The organism is Flavobacterium sp. 103, assembly GCF_003096795.1.
In the GTDB taxonomy this organism is placed as follows: Bacteria; Bacteroidota; Bacteroidia; order Flavobacteriales; family Flavobacteriaceae; genus Flavobacterium.
Genome location: NZ_QENX01000001.1, coordinates 2,291,502 through 2,310,062, shown reverse-complemented (window position 1 = coordinate 2,310,062; position 18,561 = coordinate 2,291,502). Strand labels below are relative to the sequence as shown.

Below are 18,561 nucleotides of genomic sequence, written 5' to 3'. Positions count from 1 at the left end.
GGGATGCCACTTCCATCAGGGCTAAAGACAAACAATAGTCCTTTTTTGGGAACAATTCAAAAAAAATAAAAAACACAAACCATCACACAATGAGAAAAATAGAACACATTGGCATCGCAGTCAAAAACCTTGAAGTATCCAATTTGTTATTCGAAAAACTATTCGGTGCACCAGCCTACAAACAAGAAGAAGTCACCAGCGAAGGCGTAAAAACTTCCTTCTTCATGAATGGCCCCAACAAAATAGAACTCCTCGAAGCCACCAATCCAGAAAGTCCTATAGCCAAGTTCCTCGAAAAAAAAGGAGAAGGAATCCACCACATCGCTTTTGATGTAGAAGACATCCTTTCCGAAATCGAACGTCTCAAATCAGAAGGATTCACCGTCCTAAACGAAACCCCAAAAAGAGGAGCCGACAATAAACTAGTCGCTTTTTTGCACCCAAAAGGCACCAATGGCGTATTAATTGAACTATGTCAAGAAATAAAATAAAAAAAATCCATAATTTACTCAATTCATAATCAGTCATTTTCAAAACAGATTCCCCCTAGTCATTAAACTATCCGAAAATCTACTCTTAAAATACTTGTAGTAATAAAATAATTGTAGTAATATTGCAAACTCTTAACCGGTCCTATAGCTCAGCTGGTTAGAGCACCTGACTCATAATCAGGTGGTCCCTGGTTCGAGCCCAGGTGGGACCACAATAAACCCCTCATATCGATTGATATTGAGGGGTTTATTTTTTTTTAGAATCCACAAAGATCCTTCTCTTATACACTTTAACCACAAAAACATACAATTCATCGTAATCCTGACTAGAAAATATCATAAGTACAAAAAAAACAGTAACTTAGTTGTAGTAATCACCCCAAGGTTACAAACAAGATCTACCTTGTTTTTTTGTAAGTATTAGATTAACTTTAGCTTAATAAAGTTAATTTTAACGTCAAAAGTATCATTTTATAGAATTATCGTTTGTCTCTCAAAAAATATATCTATAACTTCGCGGCATTAAATTATTTATATAGTGTTAGGAGTTTTAAATCAAAAAAGTTCTTTTATTATTTAATAAAAATGATTTATTACTTTATATAAATTTATGAAAATTATCAAAAATAAATTTTTACTCTGCATTTTACTCCTCCTTACAGGAGTAAGCGGATATTGCGATGACCCACCTCCTCCAGAAGAAATCCCACCAGATTTACCAATTAATGAAAATATCAATATTTTACTATTTATAGCCTTGCTATTTGGTTTCTATATCATTTACAAACACATTCAAAACAAAAAAGCGTCAATTTAAATTGACGCTTTTTTTATACCAGCTAAATTGCAGTTTATTTATTCCCATATAACCTGGAAACATACTTCCCAATTACATCAAATTCCAAATTTACTTTGGTTCCAACAACAAACGAATTAAAATTAGTATGTTCATGTGTATAAGGTATAATTGCTACGCTAAAATTACTTTTACCTGAATCCACTACAGTCAAGCTAACCCCATTTACTGTAATAGAACCTTTTTCTATTGTAATATTTTGCAAAGCAGAATCATACTCAAAGGTATAAAACCAACTTCCATTAGTTTCTCTAACCAAAACACAAGTACCTATCTGGTCGACATGACCTTGTACAATATGCCCATCCAGGCGATCCCCTAATTTCATCGCTCTTTCCAGATTAACACTGTCCCCTACCTTCCAACTTGAAATATTGGTCTTATTTATAGTTTCCCCTATTGCAGTAACCGTATAATGATGCCCTTCTATGGCAACCACTGTTAAGCATATTCCGTTATGAGCAACACTCTGATCGATTTTCAACTCTCCTGTTATCGAAGATTCAACAGTAACATGAATATTATCCTGCTCTTTTTTAACTTCTTGGACAATCCCATGTGTTTCAATAATTCCTGTAAACATTTCTTATTTTATTTTACTAAATTTGCACTTCAAAATTAGCAATAAATAACTAGAGGACATTATGAAAAAAGCAGAAAATATAATCGTAGGAATTTCAATAGGAGATTTAAACGGTATTGGAAGCGAAGTCATTCTAAAAACATTCGAAGACTCTCGCATGTTAGAATTATGTACTCCTGTTATCTTTGCCAACGTAAAGATACTTTCGTTCGTCAGAAAGAATTTTGAATCCACTGTCGCCTTACACGGTATCGACAAATTGGATCAAATTGTGATCGGCAAAGTCAACGTCTTCAATCTTTGGAGAGAAGGAATTGATTTAAACCTTGGAACAAATGATGAAAAAGTAGGTGAATATGCTATAAAATCATTCGTAGCCGCCACCAAAGCACTAAAAGAAGGCGTTATAGACGTATTGGTCACAGCACCTATAAATAAATACAACATTCAATCAGAAGAGTTCAAATTCCCAGGACATACTGATTATTTAAACCAAGAACTAGAAGGTGATGCCCTAATGCTAATGGTGCAAGACAACCTAAGAGTTGGTTTATTAACAGATCACATTCCTATTAATGAAGTGGCTTCACATTTAACCGAAGAGTTAATCTTTAAGAAAATCGAAACCATCAATCAAACTTTGATTCAGGATTTTAGCATCAACAAACCCAAAATTGCCGTATTGGGACTTAATCCACATTGCGGAGATGGCGGAGTTATTGGAACCGAAGATGACACTGTATTGAAACCCGCATTGAAAAAATTATTCGAAAAAGGAACTTTAGTTTTTGGCCCTTTCCCAGCAGACGGTTTCTTCGGCAGCAATCAATATGAAAAATATGATGCTGTTATTGCAACCTATCACGATCAAGGCTTAATACCTTTCAAAACATTATCATTTGGCAATGGAGTAAACTATACCGCTGGGTTGAACAAAATAAGAACTTCCCCAGATCATGGAACTGCTTATGATATTGCCGGAAAAAATATAGCCGACTATAATTCTTTCAAAGAGGCTGTTTATCTTGCTATTGATGTGTATAATTCAAGAAATCAATACGCGGAAATCAGCGAGAAGCCTTTAAAAACAAAAGAAAAACAGTTATAAACAAAAAAAGGTGAATAACATTATTAGATTTCCAATTATTTTATATCTTTGCACTCCCGAAGTTTAGGGCAAATTGTTGTTGAAATGAGCAAGACAAAAGAATATGTAATTCCTTTCGTAGGATTGAAGCTAGGGAAACACAAATTTGAGTATCAAATTAATAATGCGTTCTTTGAAATCTTTGATTATAACGAATTTCAAAATTCAGACATCAAAGTAAATGTAGTTTTAGACAAAAAAAGCAACTTATTAGAGATTAGCTTCAAACATCAAGGAACCGTCAACGTACCTTGCGATCTTACAAGCGAAGATTTTGATTTACCAATTAAAGGTAAAATAAAATTAATTGTTCGATTTGGAGATAGTTATAATAATGACAATGAAGAGTTGTTAATATTGCCTTTCGGAGAATTTGAAATAGACATCACTCAATATATATATGAGATGATTGTACTTTCAATACCCTTAAGAAGGGTGCATCCAGGAATAAAGGATGGCAGTTTAAACACAGAAGCTTTGACGAAACTGAAAGAATTGACAATTAAAGAGCAGAAGAAAGAAAAAGAAGAAGAAAAAGAAGAGAATATAGACCCACGTTGGGACAAATTAAAGCAACTATTAACGGATAAATAATATAGTAAAATGGCACATCCAAAGAGAAAAATCTCGAAAACTAGAAGAGACAAAAGAAGAACACATTACAAAGCTACTGTAGCTCAAATCGCCACATGTCCAATTACTGGAGAAGCACATTTATACCACAGAGCTTACTGGCATGAAGGAAAAATGTACTACAGAGGACAAGTTGTTATCGATAAATCTGTCGTAGCTCTTGCTTAATACGTTTTTGTAAATAATACTGGAACTCTCACTTCGTGAGAGTTTTTTTTGTTGTTTATAATTTCCTTAAATAAGAAAACTTAAAACTATTAGTTTAGTTTTTTTATTGTAATTTTAGAGACTTTTAAAAATTTTGCAAATGGCAACATTTGGCAATAAATAATCGCATATAATGAGTACAATTACAGCCGCAATTACCGCAGTTGGTGGTTATGTTCCGGACTTTGTTCTTTCAAACAAAGTTCTCGAAACTATGGTCGATACAAATGATGAATGGATAACCACACGCACCGGAATTAAAGAAAGAAGAATACTGAAAGATGCCGATAAAGGAACTTCTTTTCTTGCTATAAAAGCTGCAGAAGATTTAATAGCAAAAGCAAACATTGACCCTCTCGAGATAGATTTAATTTTAATGGCAACTGCAACTGCAGACATGCCAGTAGCCTCTACAGGTGTATATGTAGCAACCGCAATTGGAGCAACAAATGCATTCGCTTATGACTTACAAGCCGCTTGTTCTAGCTTCCTTTACGGAATGTCAACAGCAGCTGCTTATATCCAATCTGGAAGATACAAAAAAGTGCTACTTATAGGTGCCGATAAAATGTCTTCAATTGTAGATTATAAAGACAGAGCAACTTGCATTATTTTTGGAGATGGCGCAGGAGCTGTTTTGTTTGAACCAAATTATGAAGGTTACGGCTTACAAGATGAATACTTACGAAGTGATGGTGTTGGTCGTGATTTCTTGAAAATTCCAGCTGGAGGTTCCCTTCTTCCAACAACTATGGAAACCGTAAATGACAACAAGCACAATATCATTCAAGATGGAAAAACCGTTTTTAAATATGCGGTTACCAATATGGCAGATGCAAGTGAATTGATTCTTAAAAGAAACAATTTGACTAATGAAGATGTGAATTGGTTAGTACCACACCAAGCTAACAAACGTATTATTGACGCTACAGCTCATCGAATGAACTTAGAAGATGCCAAAGTATTGATGAATATTGAAAAATATGGAAATACAACTTCGGCTACATTACCTTTAGTACTATACGATTTTGAACATGTTTTCAAAAAAGGAGACACTATCATTTTCGCTGCTTTTGGCGGCGGTTTTACTTGGGGATCCATTTACCTAACTTGGGCTTACGATAAAAAATAAAATAAACTAAAAAGAAATAATTATGGATTTAAAAGAAATTCAAAATCTAATCAAATTTGTAGCAAATTCAGGTGTTGCAGAAGTAAAATTAGAAATGGATGATGTTAAAATCACCATCAGAACTACTTTAGAAGGAAACGTTACCGAAGCAACTTATGTACAACAATTACCTGTACAAAACGCTCTTCCTCAAGCTGCCGCTCCACAACAAATAGCTCCTGTTGCTGCTGCCCCAGAAGCTCCAGTAGTAGAAAACGCACATTATGTTACTATAAAATCACCAATTATTGGTACTTTTTACAGAAAGCCTTCTCCTGACAAACCAATGTTTGTTGAAGTGGGTAAAACAATTGCTAAAGGTGATGTTCTTTGTGTTATTGAAGCGATGAAATTATTCAATGAAATTGAATCTGAAATATCTGGTAAAATTGTAAAAATATTGGTAGACGATATGTCTCCAGTAGAATTTGACCAACCTTTATTCTTAGTAGATCCATCATAAGAAATTTTGAATGATGAATTTTGAATGATGAATTTATCTCATTCAAATAATTTAAAATTTATAAATTATAATTTACAATTTCAAGAAGATGTTTAAAAAAATACTAATAGCAAATAGAGGAGAGATAGCACTACGTGTCATTCGAACTTGTAGAGAAATGGGTATCAAAACGGTAGCTGTTTATTCTACTGCAGATGCCGAAAGCTTGCACGTGAAATTTGCTGATGAGGCCGTTTGTATCGGACCACCTCCAAGTAACCTATCTTATTTAAAGATGTCCAATATTATTGCCGCTGCCGAAATCACAAACGCAGATGCAATTCACCCTGGTTACGGATTCCTTTCTGAGAACGCAAAGTTTTCTAAAATTTGTCAAGAACACAATATAAAATTCATCGGTGCATCTCCAGAAATGATTGACAGAATGGGTGATAAAGCTTCTGCAAAAGCCACGATGATCGAAGCTGGAGTTCCTTGTGTACCAGGTTCAGTTGGAATCTTAGAATCTTTTGAACAAGCAGCAGAATTAGCCAATAAATTTGGATATCCTGTAATGTTAAAAGCAACTGCCGGTGGTGGAGGTAAAGGAATGAGAGCTGTTTGGGCTCCAGAAGATTTACTAAAAGCATGGGAAGGTGCGCGTCAAGAATCAGCAGCCGCTTTCGGAAACGACGGAATGTATCTTGAAAAATTAATTGAAGAGCCACGTCATATCGAAATCCAAGTTGTTGGTGATTCATACGGTAAAGCATGTCACCTTTCAGAAAGAGACTGCTCTGTTCAACGTCGTCATCAAAAATTGACCGAGGAAACTCCTTCTCCTTTCATGACCGACGAATTGCGTACAAAAATGGGCGAAGCAGCTGTAAAAGCAGCAGAATACATAAAATACGAAGGTGCTGGAACTGTAGAATTTTTGGTTGACAAACACAGAAACTTTTACTTCATGGAAATGAACACTCGTATCCAAGTAGAGCACCCTATTACAGAACAAGTTGTTGATTATGACTTAATCCGTGAGCAAATCCTAGTAGCTGCCGGTGTGCCAATTTCCGGTAGAAACTATCTTCCACAATTGCATGCTATCGAATGCCGTATCAATGCTGAAGATCCTTATAACGACTTCAGACCGTCTCCAGGAAAAATCACTACGCTACATATGCCAGGTGGTCATGGAGTACGTCTTGATACACACGTGTATTCAGGCTATACGATTCCGCCAAATTACGATTCGATGATTGCCAAATTAATTACTACAGCCCAAACTCGTGAAGAAGCTATCAGTAAAATGAGAAGAGCATTAGACGAATTCGTAATCGAAGGTATCAAAACTACCATTCCATTCCACAGACAGTTGATGGATGATGCCAGATACATCGCAGGGGATTACACCACTGCCTTCATGGACGATTTCAAAATGAATGACCCCGAATAAATTAATTCAAATATTCAATCCCATTCTCAACAGAATGGGATTTTTTTTGGCCTTATACCAACCAGAACAATTCTCTTTAAAAAGTATTATGGCGTGCCACCATCTAGAAAAAGGGCTATATACTTTGTCGTCATTGCCCTTTTTCTAGCTGCTGTCAGGCTATCCGCGGTACTTCGGTAGCTTGCTACTATCCTTCACGCGGCATTACCGAAACACTAGATGTTTAGTTATTCTAACCCGTTTTCTTTAACCTGTTAGGTATGATTTGCCAATTATTAAGAAAGGTTTTAATGCCAAACAGAAAAGGCACGAACGGAAGCAATAAATTACACCAGAATTGATTTGAAATCCATTCTATTTAAAAAATAAACGGTATGTTTGTCAGACAAAGCTACCAAAATTAGGGTGGATTGGAGTAATTTTGTCACACATATAAATAAGTTAGCAGATAGCTTGAAAAAACTGAACACTAATTACAACATAGAAATTATGCTAGAACTAATTTGGGGATTAATAAATATTGCAATCTTAATTTATTTTGTAATTATTTGCTTTAAATCAACTAAAGTTATTAAAGAAAAATTAGGAATATTTGCCTCTTTAATTTTTGTTTTGGGATTACTATCTTTTATTGCAAAACCTAGCGATGAAGAGAGTAAAAGCAAAATTTTTGACTTACAAAATCCAACTATTAAGCAAAATACGTTTAAAGGAAATACATTTTCGACTAGAATTATACTTGAAGAAAATCTAGCAACTACAATTGGAATGTCTATAATGTTTGGCGAAAATGAAAACAAACCAATTTCCGCACAAACTAATAGAAGCGGATTTGTTAGTGGAACTAATTGGAATGTTGAAAATGTTAGTATCGAAAAATCTAAAACAGATAATAAATGCTTTTATAATGTTTCAGGAACTTTAGAATGGAAAATTTTAGGCTTGAAAATATATTCTGAATCGAAGTATTTTAAAGGCGAAGTGGAACTGAAGAAATAAAGCCATCTGCTAACAGCCACTCCTATGTAAAGCATCGTAAAGTTATTCACAACTTTTGAGAGGGTTATATGTCGGTTATTTTTCGAGTATAGAATTCCATACCAGCGGCTTGTTGAAAAAGTTGGAAACAACTTTTTGTCCGCCGAAGGCTTGGACTGAAAAAGTTATTCTAACTTTTTCAATAATGCCAGGAATTCATGTCTCTTTTATTTCATAGTCTTTCTTTTTAAAATTCTTAAGGCTCACACTCCTATATGTGGTTCTCGTTTTCAGAACGAGACCACCAGCATCTGTATGATTGTAAGAATAAAAAATAGCTGCCTGCTACAAAATGTGGCTTCGTTTTATAGAACCACCTTAGCTGTTTTGCAGTCTATCTTCTGTTATAATTGAGCTTTTTAAGAAGGTTGTTTTTATTTTTCTAACACTAAATTTCTATTGATTTGATAGGGTGTTTCCGTTTTAATGACCGAGAGTATTCTTCGTGCCATTTTATGGGCTATTTTAATGATGATACTCTTTACGTTCTTGCCTTGATGTTTGCGGTAATAGTTTTGCATTTCGGTATCTTTTCTAATGGCAACCCAGGCGGCTTCCACTAAATAACTCCGTAATTGTGAACGGCTTCTGGGAGTTATTCCCAAACACTTTTCCGAACCGCCGCTATTATAAATCCCAGGAACCAATCCGATGTAAGAGCTGAATTGTCCCTCGTTATTGAATCGGCGCAAATCACCACACTCGGCCAGAATCACGCTTGCCAGATAACCCCCAATTCCTGGAATGCTCTTCAAGAGATTATAATCTTTCTTATGGGTCTTTCGGCAATGAGCACGCATTTGATTCGCAATTTCCAAATACTCTGACTTGATAAATTTATACATCCGTATTTTGCCCTGCAAAGCCAATTCTCCACAAGTATTGCTGAATTTTATATTTTCTAGCCAGACAATAAAATCTTTGCTCCAATTTGAATTATCAAACTCTTGAGGTATTGTTATGCCATGAAAGAGCAACATACTTTTAATATGCAATTTGCTTTGTCGGAGTTTCTTGGTGACTTGGGTTCTATGACGGGCCAAAGTCGTAAACTGTTCGTGTTCTTCAGTAGGAATATAAACTCCCCGCAGAACACCCGCCTTTAATTGATTGGACAGATTTCTCGAATCTAAGGCGTCTGTTTTTTGATATCGTTCCTTGTCTCCTGTCTTGACATCGGATGGATTGACAACCAAAACACTCCAACCTAAGTTTAAAAAATAGCGGGCGGCGCAAAACCCGCAACAGCCTGCTTCATAAACTAAATCCACTTCGTAATCAGGAAATGTTTGCTCCACATATTGAAATAAATCCTCGGCAACGGAAGGCATCGAGTACGTTCTGTGAAAGAACAAATCAGTTTGAATGGAAACTGTCCAGCTTTTTTTGTGAATATCTAAACCAATGAATATCTTTGGTTTTATTAAGGCATCTTGTAATTGCATAATCTTTGTTTTTAGTAATTCTAAGTTATGCTTTTACATAGATGCTACAACGGATTTGGGCATTTGGCTTAATGGAAAAATGGTTTTGTATTTGCGATGTTTTGGCAAATCCGAAAATAGGGCTTAATTTAGTCCCAAACCCGCTGTAGTGCCAAGACGTTAACTGTAACTTGAAACCGCCGAAACCGCCGACAACAACGAAACCACCAATAGACATCAAAGAAAATTTTTAAAATAATGAGGATATTGAAGTTTTTAATGTTTAATCGATTTGTGAAAATGTATTTGCAAAGTAATTTTTCGCTTCTAGAATGGAACAAACGATTTAAATCGTTAATTCTTGAAATGTGGAATATACCTGTAATATTTTTTCCAATATTAATTATCTCAATGATTCCGAAAATTAGTTTCGGTAATCCAAATCAAGCTAATTTTGTATGGATAGACATTATTTTTTCAATATCATTCAGCTTAATGATGATAGCTTTAATTAATAAAGATTTCTTTGGAGGACAAAGTGCTGTTCACAGACTTTTAGGTTTTAAAGTAGTTGATGTAAAGACAAATGAACAAGCAAGTAAACTGAAATGTATGTTAAGAAATATTACAGCTCCAATATGGATGATAGAAATAATTTTTTTATTAGTAAATCCTAAAAGAAGGCTTGGAGATATAATAGCAGGGACAAGTTTAATTGAAATTGAATCAACAGACCCAGAATTAATATTAGTAGAAATAAAAAATACGAAATTTGACAAGGAGGCAAAATTAACACTTTTGATTTCTATAGTTTGGGTAATTGTATTTATACTTTTATTTGACCAAAGAATAAGACCTTAGTAAAACAAGCTACAGTTAACAGATGCTACAACGGATTTGGGCATTAGGCTTAAGGGAAAGTTGGTTTTGTGTTTTGAATGATTTGCTTCGCCTGTTCGCTATCGCTCGGGTGGAAAATCCGAATAATGGGCTTAATTTAGTCCCAAACCCGCTGATTACCAGAGAACGTAGGCAATACGAAATGAGAGGAATAACAAATTTTTATTACAGAAACAATTTTCGAATTTAATTATAGATTGTGATGATAGGCACAACAAAAAAACTAAATGGATAAACCCACCTTTTTAAACAATATTAGTACGATTACCATTTTTATAATGTTACTTCTTGCCTTTTTTTTGTTAACCGTAAACACAAAAAATAAACTTTCAAATAGGCTTTTTGCTAGTTTTCTTCTGCTTACAGCATTTGATTTAAGTAGCTTTTTTACCGAAAAATATTTTGAGACCAATTTAAATTTTGAGCTTTTTAGAATGACAATTAGTTTGCTAATTATGCCAATATTCTACTTGTATGTAAAAGCAGTTTGTCATTCAGATTTTCGATTAAAACCAAAACATTTAACGCTATTAATTCCGTTTGTAATTGCAAATTTGGTCTTTATTCCAAGGCTTTATTTAGCAACTTCCATCGAAAGCATCTACATTTATGAGCACTTTAAGCAAATGTTAGAAATACGTTTTTTTTATATATTAGGGGAACTACAATATGCTTTTTATATTGTTTTGGTATTTGTAATTTTAAAAAAATACAAAGAAATTTACTTAGAGAATTATACCAATACAAATAACTCATCGTACAAATGGTTGTTTCAAATGACTATGTTTTTTCTAATTGCCCATTGTATTGTTTTATTCAAATCGGCAATAAGGTATACAGATTACAATGTCTTTCTTAACTCATCAAATGTAATTATTGGAACTATTGCACTACTTATAAGTTGTTGGTTTGTATTAAAGGCCCTAAACAATCCTGATCTTTTTAAAGGTGTTGACTCAAATATGCTATTGGTAAATGAAGTAGTTATTTCAACAGAAAAAGAATTAGTAGAGACTCCAAAATCGGCAGAAATTGCTTCTCAAATCGAACTTGTAAAAAAGTATGTTTTAGAAAACGAACCGTTTCTCGAGCCCTCATTAACGATACAAGAATTAGCTAAACAAGTTAACATTCCTGTTCGTGATCTATCTGTTTTGATTAATCATCATATGAATCAACATTTTTTTGATTTTATAAATGAATATCGAATACAAAAGGCGATGCGAATTTTAAAAGACCCGTCTAAAAATAAGCTTACTATTTTAGAAATTCTTTATGAAGTGGGTTTTAATTCGAAATCGTCTTTTAATACTGCTTTCAAAAAGTACACCAATCAAACACCTACAGAGTTCAGAAACTCCTAATTATAAAGGCTTTGTAAAAAGGCGAACGTTACTAAAATAAAGTCGAACCAATTTAATTACTGCAAATTGGTTCGACTTTTTTCATTCGGTCGCCAACGTTCAGCTTATAATGCAATTTTGTTTCAAATTAATACAAACAATTAAAAAATTTGAACTCATGAAAATTACATCCTTATTTATTTTATTCCTTGTCCCTTTTTTGTCTTTAGCACAATTAAAAGAAAACTCAAAAGGCAATAACACTCAGTTGGCATCTGCAAACCCACAAACTGAAATTATCTTAAAAGATTCTGACCTAAAAAATCAAATTTCTGAAGAAAAATACGTTTTAATAAATGGAATAGAACAATGGGTTACCATAAAAGGGAACCGTTCAAAACCTATTATTTTGTTTATTCACGGAGGGCCAGGAAGTACAATAAGTCCTTACATTGATGTTTTATATAAAGATTTAGAAAAGGATTTTATCATTGTCCAATGGGATCAACGAGGAGCTGGAAGAACTTATGGCCGCAACACACCTCCTGAGGAATTAACCCCGGAATATTTAAAAGCTAATCCTTTAACGCTTGAACAAATGACTAGCGATGGAGTTGAAGTCTCAAAATATCTTTTGAAACATTTAGGAAAACAAAAAATCATTCTTGCCGGAACATCATGGGGTTCTGCTCTTGGAGTAAAAATAGTTACAAAACAACCAGATCTTTTTTATGCTTATGTTGGACATTCTCAAATTGTCAATCCTAGTATTGATATAGAATTTTACTCTAAAATTTATAAAATGGCTGAAGACAGAAATGACAAAGAAGCTCTTGACATATTAAATTCTATAGGCAAACCGCCTTATAGCAGAGCAAAAAATGCAGGCTTATTATTTAGAATTTTAAAGAAATATGAAAGAGCAAATTCAACTCCTGCTCCAGACAATTGGTTTCAACTTTCTCCTGATTACAACAACGACATAGATAATAAAAACAGAGAAGATGGAGACGATTATTCGTTTGTAAATTATGTTGGCGATGATAAATTAGGAGTTCAATCAATAATTGCAACCATTAACTTAATGAGAGACAATTTAGAATTTAAAATTCCGGTATATCTAATACAAGGCAATGAAGATATTATGACGCCAAAAGAAAACTCAAAAAAATATTTTGACAAAATTCAAGCACCTAAAAAAGAATATTATTTGTTACCAAAAGCGGCTCATGGTTTTAATCAATCAGTTGTAGAAGCACAATATAAAATATTTAAAAGTATAAAAACTTTGTAAATTAAAAATAAAAATCAAGTACTGGATACAATAGCGGTTTAGCAAGATTTTGGCATTTGGTTTAAAGGAAAGTTGACTTTGTATTAGGATGATTTGCTTTGTCTGTTCGTCCCGCTTTTTAGCAGGACTCCGGTGGCAAATCCACGCTATCAACTTTGTGTCTTTGCGAGGAACGAAGCAATCCCACTAACAAAAACCTATAATAAATCATTATTGGGACGTATATCCGAAATGAGTTTGCTTCGTACCTCGCAATGACTTAGTTTGTGCAGTAGTATTCATTGCAAAAAAAGCGAAATCTCTCCCCTTAGTCCCGATTGCAGTGGAAATCCCCCGCTTTTGGGCGGGGATTGAAACGAAAAGCGGGACCTATGCTTCCAAAAAATCCTAATCTTTCTGCTCCAAATCAATAATAAAACTCCGTGTATTCCAATAAAAAAGCCTGTCGTGAAATTAATCAAGACAGGCTTTTCATATTGAAAGAGGCAAAAATTATGCTCCTATTTTCTTAGCAATATCAGATGGAACAGCACCTTTATTAACCATCAATGAAGTCGTTTTGTATTTTACAAAATTCTTAGTTACATACAAATAACCTTTATAGTCATTGGTCGCTCCCCAAGAGTTTTTTACAATATAGTACTCTTTCCCCATTTGATCTTTGGCAATACCTACAATATGCATCGCGTGATCATCTGTAGTTTGATAATTATCGAATGCTTTTTGACGAATTTCTTCAGTGATTTCCAATTCTTGTTTTGGACCATTGAACATATTTTCTTTTTCTTCAGCAGTCATTTCATCATACTTTTTGGTTGGAACATAAGCTACGCCATTTTTCCAACTAAAGCTTTTCTCACTCACATCCGAAGCCCAAGCTACTGTATAACCGTTTTTCAATGCATTATCGATGATAGTCGTCATATCATTCATTTTTACATTGTAAACCAAATCAAATGACCAGTTATCAGGAACCATCATCATTGTTTTTGTATACAACGGAACGTTAGCATAAGATGCAAATTCAACATATTCATCTGGATTGATTCCCACTACTTCCTTAGCAAATGTTTGTGGTGTATAGCTTTTTCCTTTGTATGTAAAATTCTCTGGAACTTGCCCTAAATAAGAATCAATAACTGCAGCGTATGCTTTTTCCCAATTAGGAGTTAATTCCCCGTTTGGATTCTTTACAACAGCAGCCAACATAGCTTCGGTCAAAGAAGCCATTTCAGCAAACTTATTTTTTGAAGTACCATAGTTCAAACCAGTATACACTTCTTGAGGTACAGCACCGTATTTTTTGTACATATTAGTCACGTCGTGCAATTCTCCACCGTCACCTAACGTAACAGCTCCATGCATACGTACGTAATTTTTTCCTTTTTCAACATAAGCATTTCGAGCAGAGAAAACTTGTGATAATTCTACGGGCTGTTTTCCCATTCTAATCATTTCAGATTCTAAAAAGGAATTGGTAGAATAACTCCAACAAGTCCCTGAAGACCCTTGGTTTTTAATGGAAGTATTAGCCAGATTAATTACATCTGTAAACTTGAAACTTTCTGCGCTTTTTTCGCTAACATTTACTTTCAATGAATTGACTAATCCATCTTGAGCAGTCATCGTATTCATACCAACAACTAAAGTAGTTGCGATAAGAAACGATTTGATTGGTAATTTATACATCTTTAAAATTGGTTAAGGTTTTGTAATATGTAACAAAAAAGCATATTTTGTTACATTTCTGTTACTGAATTATTAATTAATAAGGTTTCTTTAAGCCATTTATAAAACTCTTTTTGCCAAACCAAAGCGTTTTGAGGCTTTAAAACCCAGTGGTTTTCTTCTGGAAAATAAAGGAATCTACTTTTTATTCCGCGTATCTGTGCCGCTTGAAAAGCTTCTTGACCTTGTCCGATTGGTACTCTGTAATCAATTCCACCCTGAATAATCAAAATTGGTGTGTTCCAGTTTTGAACATTGTTTATAGGATTGAATTTTGTGTACGCTTTTTGTGCAGCTGCATTGTCTTTTTCCCAGTAAGGTCCACCAAAATCCCAGTTGTTGAAGAAAACTTCTTCGGTAGTTCCAAACATACTTTGAGTGTTGAAAACCCCATCGTGGGCAATAAATGTTTTGAATCTATTGTTGTGGATTCCTGCCAAATAAAACACAGAATATCCACCATAACTAGCACCAACACAACCCAAACGAGCTTTGTCAACATAACTTTCTTTGGCAACATCATCAATAGCCGAAAGATAATCGTCCATCACTTGTCCACCCCAGTCTTTACTAATTTGCTCATTCCATTCTACCCCGTGACCTTGCATACCACGACGGTTTGGAGCTACTACTACATATCCGTTGGCAGCCATTAATTGGAAATTCCAACGAAACGAATAAGATTGAGTTAAAGGAGATTGTGGTCCACCTTGGCAATATAACAGCGTTGGGTATTTTTTAGTGGCATCAAAATTTGGTGGTAAAATAACCCAAACCAACATTTTTTTCCCATCGGTTGTTGTTACGTAACGTCTTTCGGTTTTGCTTAATGCCAATGTTGAATAAGTCGCAGTATTTACATTAGTCAATTGTTTCCAAGTATTTTTCTTCAAATTATACGAGAAAATTTCAGCTGCGTGATTCATATCGGTTCTAGTAACGATTATATCATCTCCTGAGAAACCAACCAAATCGTGCACATCAAAATCACCTTTTGTAATTTGTTTTACAGTAATTGCAATTTTTGTCAAGCCAGGAAAATTAACTTCAAAAAGCTGTAATGTTCCATCGATTGGGGCAATAAAATATATTTTTTTTCCATCATTACTCCATTTGAAACTACTTACTGTTCCGTCCCAATTGGCAGTAAGGTTCATTTTCATTCCTTTGAAACTAACAATTAAATCGTTTTTATCGGCCTCATAGCCATCGCGTTTCATTTGCAACCAAGTCAAATCGCCCGAAGGAGAAAATTGTGGAGCTGTATCATATCCAAAATTCCCTTCAGTTCTATTGCTCGTTTTTCCAGTTTCAAGATTATACTCATATATATTGGTATCTGTAGAAAGCGCATATTGAGTTCCCGCTTTTTTCTTGCACACATATACTATACTTTTCCCATCTGTAGACCAATTATAATCTTCATCACCACCGAAAGGTTTTTGAGGGCTATCAAAGTTTTCTCCCTTCAAAATATCAATCCCTTCTGCACCTTCTTTATTTTCTTTGTAAAAAACGTGATTGAATTTACCTTCGTTCCAAGTATCCCAATGGCGATAATCAAGGCCATTATAAATTTGAACGTTGGATTTATCTAAATTAGGGTAATAGTCTTTACCTAAGACATTATCAATTTTCACTTCCTGATTGTAAACTACGTATTTCCCATCAGGAGAAATATTTTTATCAACCAAAACATCTTTTGTATCCCTAATTTCTACAGCTGTTCCACCACTAATTGCAACAGTATAATATTTGGAGCTAGATTTGTTTTCTTCGACTGAAGGTGTCGACACTTTGTAAACAACATTTTTACCGTCTTTTGAAATTCCTAAAGGAGTAATTCGTCCTAATTTCCACAGTAATTCTGGAGTCATTACATTTTGAGCACTTGCAGTTAAACTCATCATAGTTAGCATTAAAAGGATTGTTTTTCTCATAATTATTTAAAATACATATTCAGTTTTCAAATATAACATTATAATCATCAATTAGAATAAATGGCGACACATAAAAAAAACTTAAAAAAATGATTCCTTTTAGTGCCGAAAAAAGTTGTAAAAAACTAAGTGGTTTTAAAAATTTCAACCGTTAATAGCGTGATAAAAAAACACAACACTAATACGATGATACTGGCAATCATTATTTTTTTCAGAAATGACTGTTCAATTTTTTTGACTTGGGAATCCATATTGACAATGTTCTTGAATTTTGCAAACGATTCAACAGTTTCCAGATATTTATTCCATCCCCCACTCTCATAAATCTGTTTACCGAAATCTGTTAAATCACAGCGGAATCCTTGATCTTTTTCTAATACGACAAGGCCTTTATGGTCTAAAATTTCTGCAAAGACTTTGGAATTTTTTAAGTTAAAACCGCATTCGTCCTTAAAATTGATCCGCATCATAAATTGAGATTTCGATGTATATAGCAGTTTCAAGTTTACTTCTATAAGTTCATCTATATTTTCAAACATAACCAATTATTTAATTTTATTATTATATTTTGACTTAGCCAATAGTTTATTCTAGCAATCTAGAGAATATGCCCCTTTTTAATATCTAATTTTACAACACAATTATGATGCCAAACCCCTATTGTTTGAAATCTTAACACATTGCTAACCTTAAAAATAATATTTCAAAAAAATAATCCATATTGACTAACATATTCAAAAGAGTAGTATTCAAAAACTAGAAAATTTATTTAATTTTATAAAAAAAAGTCAAATGCAACTAAGCTATTGGGAATTAAAAAATTGGTTTACTAATGTAGACTTCACAATTGTGGGTAGTGGCATTGTAGGTTTACATACAGGCTTACGTTTGCGTGAAAAATACCCTGAAAGCAAAATATTGATACTCGAAAAAGGAATGTTACCGCAAGGAGCCAGTACCAAAAATGCTGGATTTGCCTGCTTTGGAAGTATTTCAGAAATTATAGAAGATTTAAAAACACATACCGAGGAAGAAGTTATCCAACTCATCCAAAAAAGATGGAGCGGCTTACAATTATTGAGAAAACGTCTTGGTGACAATACAATAGATTTCAAACCTTATGGTGGTTATGAGTTGTTTTTAAAGGATGATGAAAGCAGTTTCAGCGAATGTTCTAATAAGTTGTCGTTCATAAATCAAATCTTAAAACCCCTTTTCAAATCTGATGTATTTGCTAAAGAAGTTGACCGATTTGGTTTTGGAGACATCAATGAATATTTGATTTTTAATCCTTTTGAAGCTCAAATTGATACTGGGAATATGATGCAGGCCTTGTTAAAACAAGCTGTTGAGCAAGATATTTTAATTTTGAACCAACAAACCGTTACCTCCTTTTTGGATAAAGAAAATAGTGTTGAAGTTGCACTTGGAGATTTTAGTTTCACTACCAAAAAATTATTGTTTGCCACCAACGGTTTTGCCAATGAACTAACCAAAGGCGGAGTAAAACCAGCAAGAGCACAGGTTTTAATCACAGAACCAATTCCTAATTTAGACATAAAAGGAACTTTCCATTTGGACAGAGGCTACTACTATTTCAGGAATATTGGCAATCGCATACTGCTTGGAGGCGGTAGAAATCTGGATTTTGAAACCGAAACCACTACAGAATTTGGACAAACAGAAATTGTACAAAAAAAATTGGAAGACTTATTAAAAAAAGTAATTTTGCCCAATCAAGATGTCCGAATTGAACACCGCTGGAGTGGAATTATGGGCATTGGAAACAGCAAAAACCCTATTGTTTCCCAACTCTCTGAAAACGTGTATTGTGGCGTTAGACTAGGCGGAATGGGAGTGGCAATAGGCAGTTTAATAGGAACCGAACTAGCAGATTTAACATAAAAA

The 18,561-nt window shown here is 34.0% G+C and carries 18 protein-coding genes and 1 tRNA gene; 14 read left to right on the top strand and 5 right to left on the bottom strand.

All coding sequences use genetic code 11. From position 1 onward, the window contains the following. Nucleotides 1–89 precede the first annotated feature (89 nt). From mce to C8C85_RS09340, 3 genes are all read left to right on the top strand, one after another. Nucleotides 90–491: a methylmalonyl-CoA epimerase gene (gene mce, locus C8C85_RS09350; RefSeq protein WP_116796841.1), complete on the top strand. Its 402-nt coding sequence runs from the start codon at nucleotides 90–92 to the stop codon at nucleotides 489–491. 138 nt (nucleotides 492–629) lie between these two features. Next, a tRNA-Ile gene (locus C8C85_RS09345) sits at nucleotides 630–703 on the top strand. Between the two features lie 398 nt (nucleotides 704–1,101). After that, a complete protein-coding gene (locus C8C85_RS09340; RefSeq protein ID WP_116796840.1) occupies nucleotides 1,102–1,308 on the top strand; it encodes a hypothetical protein in 207 nt (68 codons plus the stop codon). 34 nt (nucleotides 1,309–1,342) lie between these two features. Here the strand turns inward: C8C85_RS09340 and C8C85_RS09335 are convergent, their stop codons facing one another. After that, on the bottom strand, nucleotides 1,343–1,930 hold the full coding sequence (locus C8C85_RS09335) for a riboflavin synthase (protein WP_116796839.1): 588 nt from the start codon (nucleotides 1,928–1,930) through the stop codon (nucleotides 1,343–1,345). 58 nt (nucleotides 1,931–1,988) lie between these two features. Here C8C85_RS09335 and pdxA point away from each other — a divergent pair, with 58 nt between their 5' ends. The 7 genes from pdxA (at nucleotide 1,989) to C8C85_RS09300 (ending at nucleotide 7,985) form a co-directional block, all read left to right on the top strand. After that, nucleotides 1,989–3,038, top strand: a complete 1,050-nt coding sequence (pdxA, locus tag C8C85_RS09330; protein WP_116796838.1) for a 4-hydroxythreonine-4-phosphate dehydrogenase PdxA — start codon at nucleotides 1,989–1,991, stop codon at nucleotides 3,036–3,038. An 84-nt stretch (nucleotides 3,039–3,122) separates the two neighbouring features. Then, nucleotides 3,123–3,671: a YceD family protein gene (locus C8C85_RS09325; RefSeq protein ID WP_116796837.1), complete on the top strand. Its 549-nt coding sequence runs from the start codon at nucleotides 3,123–3,125 to the stop codon at nucleotides 3,669–3,671. A 9-nt stretch (nucleotides 3,672–3,680) separates the two neighbouring features. Beyond that, complete coding sequence (gene rpmF / locus C8C85_RS09320) at nucleotides 3,681–3,878, top strand: 50S ribosomal protein L32 (RefSeq protein WP_100432852.1); 198 nt, start codon at nucleotides 3,681–3,683, stop codon at nucleotides 3,876–3,878. A 172-nt stretch (nucleotides 3,879–4,050) separates the two neighbouring features. Continuing rightward, on the top strand, nucleotides 4,051–5,049 hold the full coding sequence (locus tag C8C85_RS09315; RefSeq protein ID WP_116796836.1) for a beta-ketoacyl-ACP synthase III: 999 nt from the start codon (nucleotides 4,051–4,053) through the stop codon (nucleotides 5,047–5,049). A 22-nt stretch (nucleotides 5,050–5,071) separates the two neighbouring features. Continuing rightward, nucleotides 5,072–5,551 (top strand): acetyl-CoA carboxylase biotin carboxyl carrier protein, encoded by a 480-nt coding sequence (gene accB / locus C8C85_RS09310; RefSeq protein WP_116796835.1) that lies wholly within the window; start codon nucleotides 5,072–5,074, stop codon nucleotides 5,549–5,551. Nucleotides 5,552–5,639: 88 nt separating this feature from the next. Further along, complete coding sequence (gene accC, locus C8C85_RS09305; RefSeq protein ID WP_116796834.1) at nucleotides 5,640–6,986, top strand: acetyl-CoA carboxylase biotin carboxylase subunit; 1,347 nt, start codon at nucleotides 5,640–5,642, stop codon at nucleotides 6,984–6,986. A gap of 378 nt (nucleotides 6,987–7,364) precedes the next feature. After that, nucleotides 7,365–7,985 carry a hypothetical protein gene (locus C8C85_RS09300; RefSeq protein WP_116796833.1) on the top strand — a complete coding sequence of 207 codons (621 nt, stop codon included), beginning with the start codon at nucleotides 7,365–7,367 and terminating at the stop codon, nucleotides 7,983–7,985. 413 nt (nucleotides 7,986–8,398) lie between these two features. Here C8C85_RS09300 and C8C85_RS09295 read toward each other — a convergent pair whose 3' ends face one another. Beyond that, complete coding sequence (locus C8C85_RS09295; protein ID WP_116795533.1) at nucleotides 8,399–9,469, bottom strand: IS110 family transposase; 1,071 nt, start codon at nucleotides 9,467–9,469, stop codon at nucleotides 8,399–8,401. A gap of 390 nt (nucleotides 9,470–9,859) precedes the next feature. Between C8C85_RS09295 and C8C85_RS09285 the strand changes: the two genes are divergently transcribed. The 3 genes from C8C85_RS09285 (at nucleotide 9,860) to C8C85_RS09275 (ending at nucleotide 12,985) form a co-directional block, all read left to right on the top strand. Then, the gene (locus C8C85_RS09285; RefSeq protein ID WP_243412094.1) at nucleotides 9,860–10,309 is read left to right on the top strand and encodes an RDD family protein; all 450 of its coding nucleotides are present in this window, start codon (nucleotides 9,860–9,862) and stop codon (nucleotides 10,307–10,309) included. A gap of 494 nt (nucleotides 10,310–10,803) precedes the next feature. After that, nucleotides 10,804–11,712: a helix-turn-helix domain-containing protein gene (locus tag C8C85_RS09280; RefSeq protein WP_243412093.1), complete on the top strand. Its 909-nt coding sequence runs from the start codon at nucleotides 10,804–10,806 to the stop codon at nucleotides 11,710–11,712. A gap of 157 nt (nucleotides 11,713–11,869) precedes the next feature. Continuing rightward, on the top strand, nucleotides 11,870–12,985 hold the full coding sequence (locus C8C85_RS09275; RefSeq protein ID WP_165818110.1) for an alpha/beta hydrolase family protein: 1,116 nt from the start codon (nucleotides 11,870–11,872) through the stop codon (nucleotides 12,983–12,985). A gap of 492 nt (nucleotides 12,986–13,477) precedes the next feature. Here the strand turns inward: C8C85_RS09275 and C8C85_RS09270 are convergent, their stop codons facing one another. The 3 genes from C8C85_RS09270 to C8C85_RS09260 all read right to left on the bottom strand — a co-directional run bounded on the left by C8C85_RS09270 (nucleotide 13,478) and on the right by C8C85_RS09260 (nucleotide 17,192). Next, nucleotides 13,478–14,674 carry an aminopeptidase C gene (locus C8C85_RS09270; RefSeq protein WP_116796828.1) on the bottom strand — a complete coding sequence of 399 codons (1,197 nt, stop codon included), beginning with the start codon at nucleotides 14,672–14,674 and terminating at the stop codon, nucleotides 13,478–13,480. A gap of 50 nt (nucleotides 14,675–14,724) precedes the next feature. Then, nucleotides 14,725–16,653, bottom strand: coding sequence for an alpha/beta hydrolase family protein (locus C8C85_RS09265; RefSeq protein ID WP_116796827.1), 1,929 nt, complete (start codon nucleotides 16,651–16,653; stop codon nucleotides 14,725–14,727). A 125-nt stretch (nucleotides 16,654–16,778) separates the two neighbouring features. Further along, on the bottom strand, nucleotides 16,779–17,192 hold the full coding sequence (locus tag C8C85_RS09260) for a hypothetical protein (protein WP_116796826.1): 414 nt from the start codon (nucleotides 17,190–17,192) through the stop codon (nucleotides 16,779–16,781). A gap of 253 nt (nucleotides 17,193–17,445) precedes the next feature. On the opposite strand from C8C85_RS09260, the gene C8C85_RS09255 reads away from it, so the two are divergent. Further along, on the top strand, nucleotides 17,446–18,558 hold the full coding sequence (locus C8C85_RS09255; RefSeq protein ID WP_116796825.1) for an NAD(P)/FAD-dependent oxidoreductase: 1,113 nt from the start codon (nucleotides 17,446–17,448) through the stop codon (nucleotides 18,556–18,558). The last annotated feature ends 3 nt before the right edge of the window (nucleotides 18,559–18,561 follow it).

Excerpts from the sequence above, each read along its gene's own strand:
- C8C85_RS09325 (WP_116796837.1), top strand. The coding sequence starts at position 3,123 with ATGAGCAAGACAAAAGAATATGTAATTCCTTTCGTAGGATTGAAGCTA.
- C8C85_RS09260 (WP_116796826.1), bottom strand. The coding sequence starts at position 17,192 with ATGTTTGAAAATATAGATGAACTTATAGAAGTAAACTTGAAACTGCTA.
- C8C85_RS09335 (WP_116796839.1), bottom strand. The coding sequence starts at position 1,930 with ATGTTTACAGGAATTATTGAAACACATGGGATTGTCCAAGAAGTTAAA.
- rpmF (WP_100432852.1), top strand. The coding sequence starts at position 3,681 with ATGGCACATCCAAAGAGAAAAATCTCGAAAACTAGAAGAGACAAAAGA.
- C8C85_RS09265 (WP_116796827.1), bottom strand. The coding sequence starts at position 16,653 with ATGAGAAAAACAATCCTTTTAATGCTAACTATGATGAGTTTAACTGCA.
- C8C85_RS09255 (WP_116796825.1), top strand. The coding sequence starts at position 17,446 with ATGCAACTAAGCTATTGGGAATTAAAAAATTGGTTTACTAATGTAGAC.
- mce (WP_116796841.1), top strand. The coding sequence starts at position 90 with ATGAGAAAAATAGAACACATTGGCATCGCAGTCAAAAACCTTGAAGTA.
- accB (WP_116796835.1), top strand. The coding sequence starts at position 5,072 with ATGGATTTAAAAGAAATTCAAAATCTAATCAAATTTGTAGCAAATTCA.
- C8C85_RS09280 (WP_243412093.1), top strand. The coding sequence starts at position 10,804 with ATGCCAATATTCTACTTGTATGTAAAAGCAGTTTGTCATTCAGATTTT.
- C8C85_RS09340 (WP_116796840.1), top strand. The coding sequence starts at position 1,102 with ATGAAAATTATCAAAAATAAATTTTTACTCTGCATTTTACTCCTCCTT.
- C8C85_RS09285 (WP_243412094.1), top strand. The coding sequence starts at position 9,860 with ATGATTCCGAAAATTAGTTTCGGTAATCCAAATCAAGCTAATTTTGTA.
- C8C85_RS09295 (WP_116795533.1), bottom strand. The coding sequence starts at position 9,469 with ATGCAATTACAAGATGCCTTAATAAAACCAAAGATATTCATTGGTTTA.
- C8C85_RS09275 (WP_165818110.1), top strand. The coding sequence starts at position 11,870 with ATGAAAATTACATCCTTATTTATTTTATTCCTTGTCCCTTTTTTGTCT.
- C8C85_RS09315 (WP_116796836.1), top strand. The coding sequence starts at position 4,051 with ATGAGTACAATTACAGCCGCAATTACCGCAGTTGGTGGTTATGTTCCG.
- C8C85_RS09270 (WP_116796828.1), bottom strand. The coding sequence starts at position 14,674 with ATGTATAAATTACCAATCAAATCGTTTCTTATCGCAACTACTTTAGTT.
- accC (WP_116796834.1), top strand. The coding sequence starts at position 5,640 with ATGTTTAAAAAAATACTAATAGCAAATAGAGGAGAGATAGCACTACGT.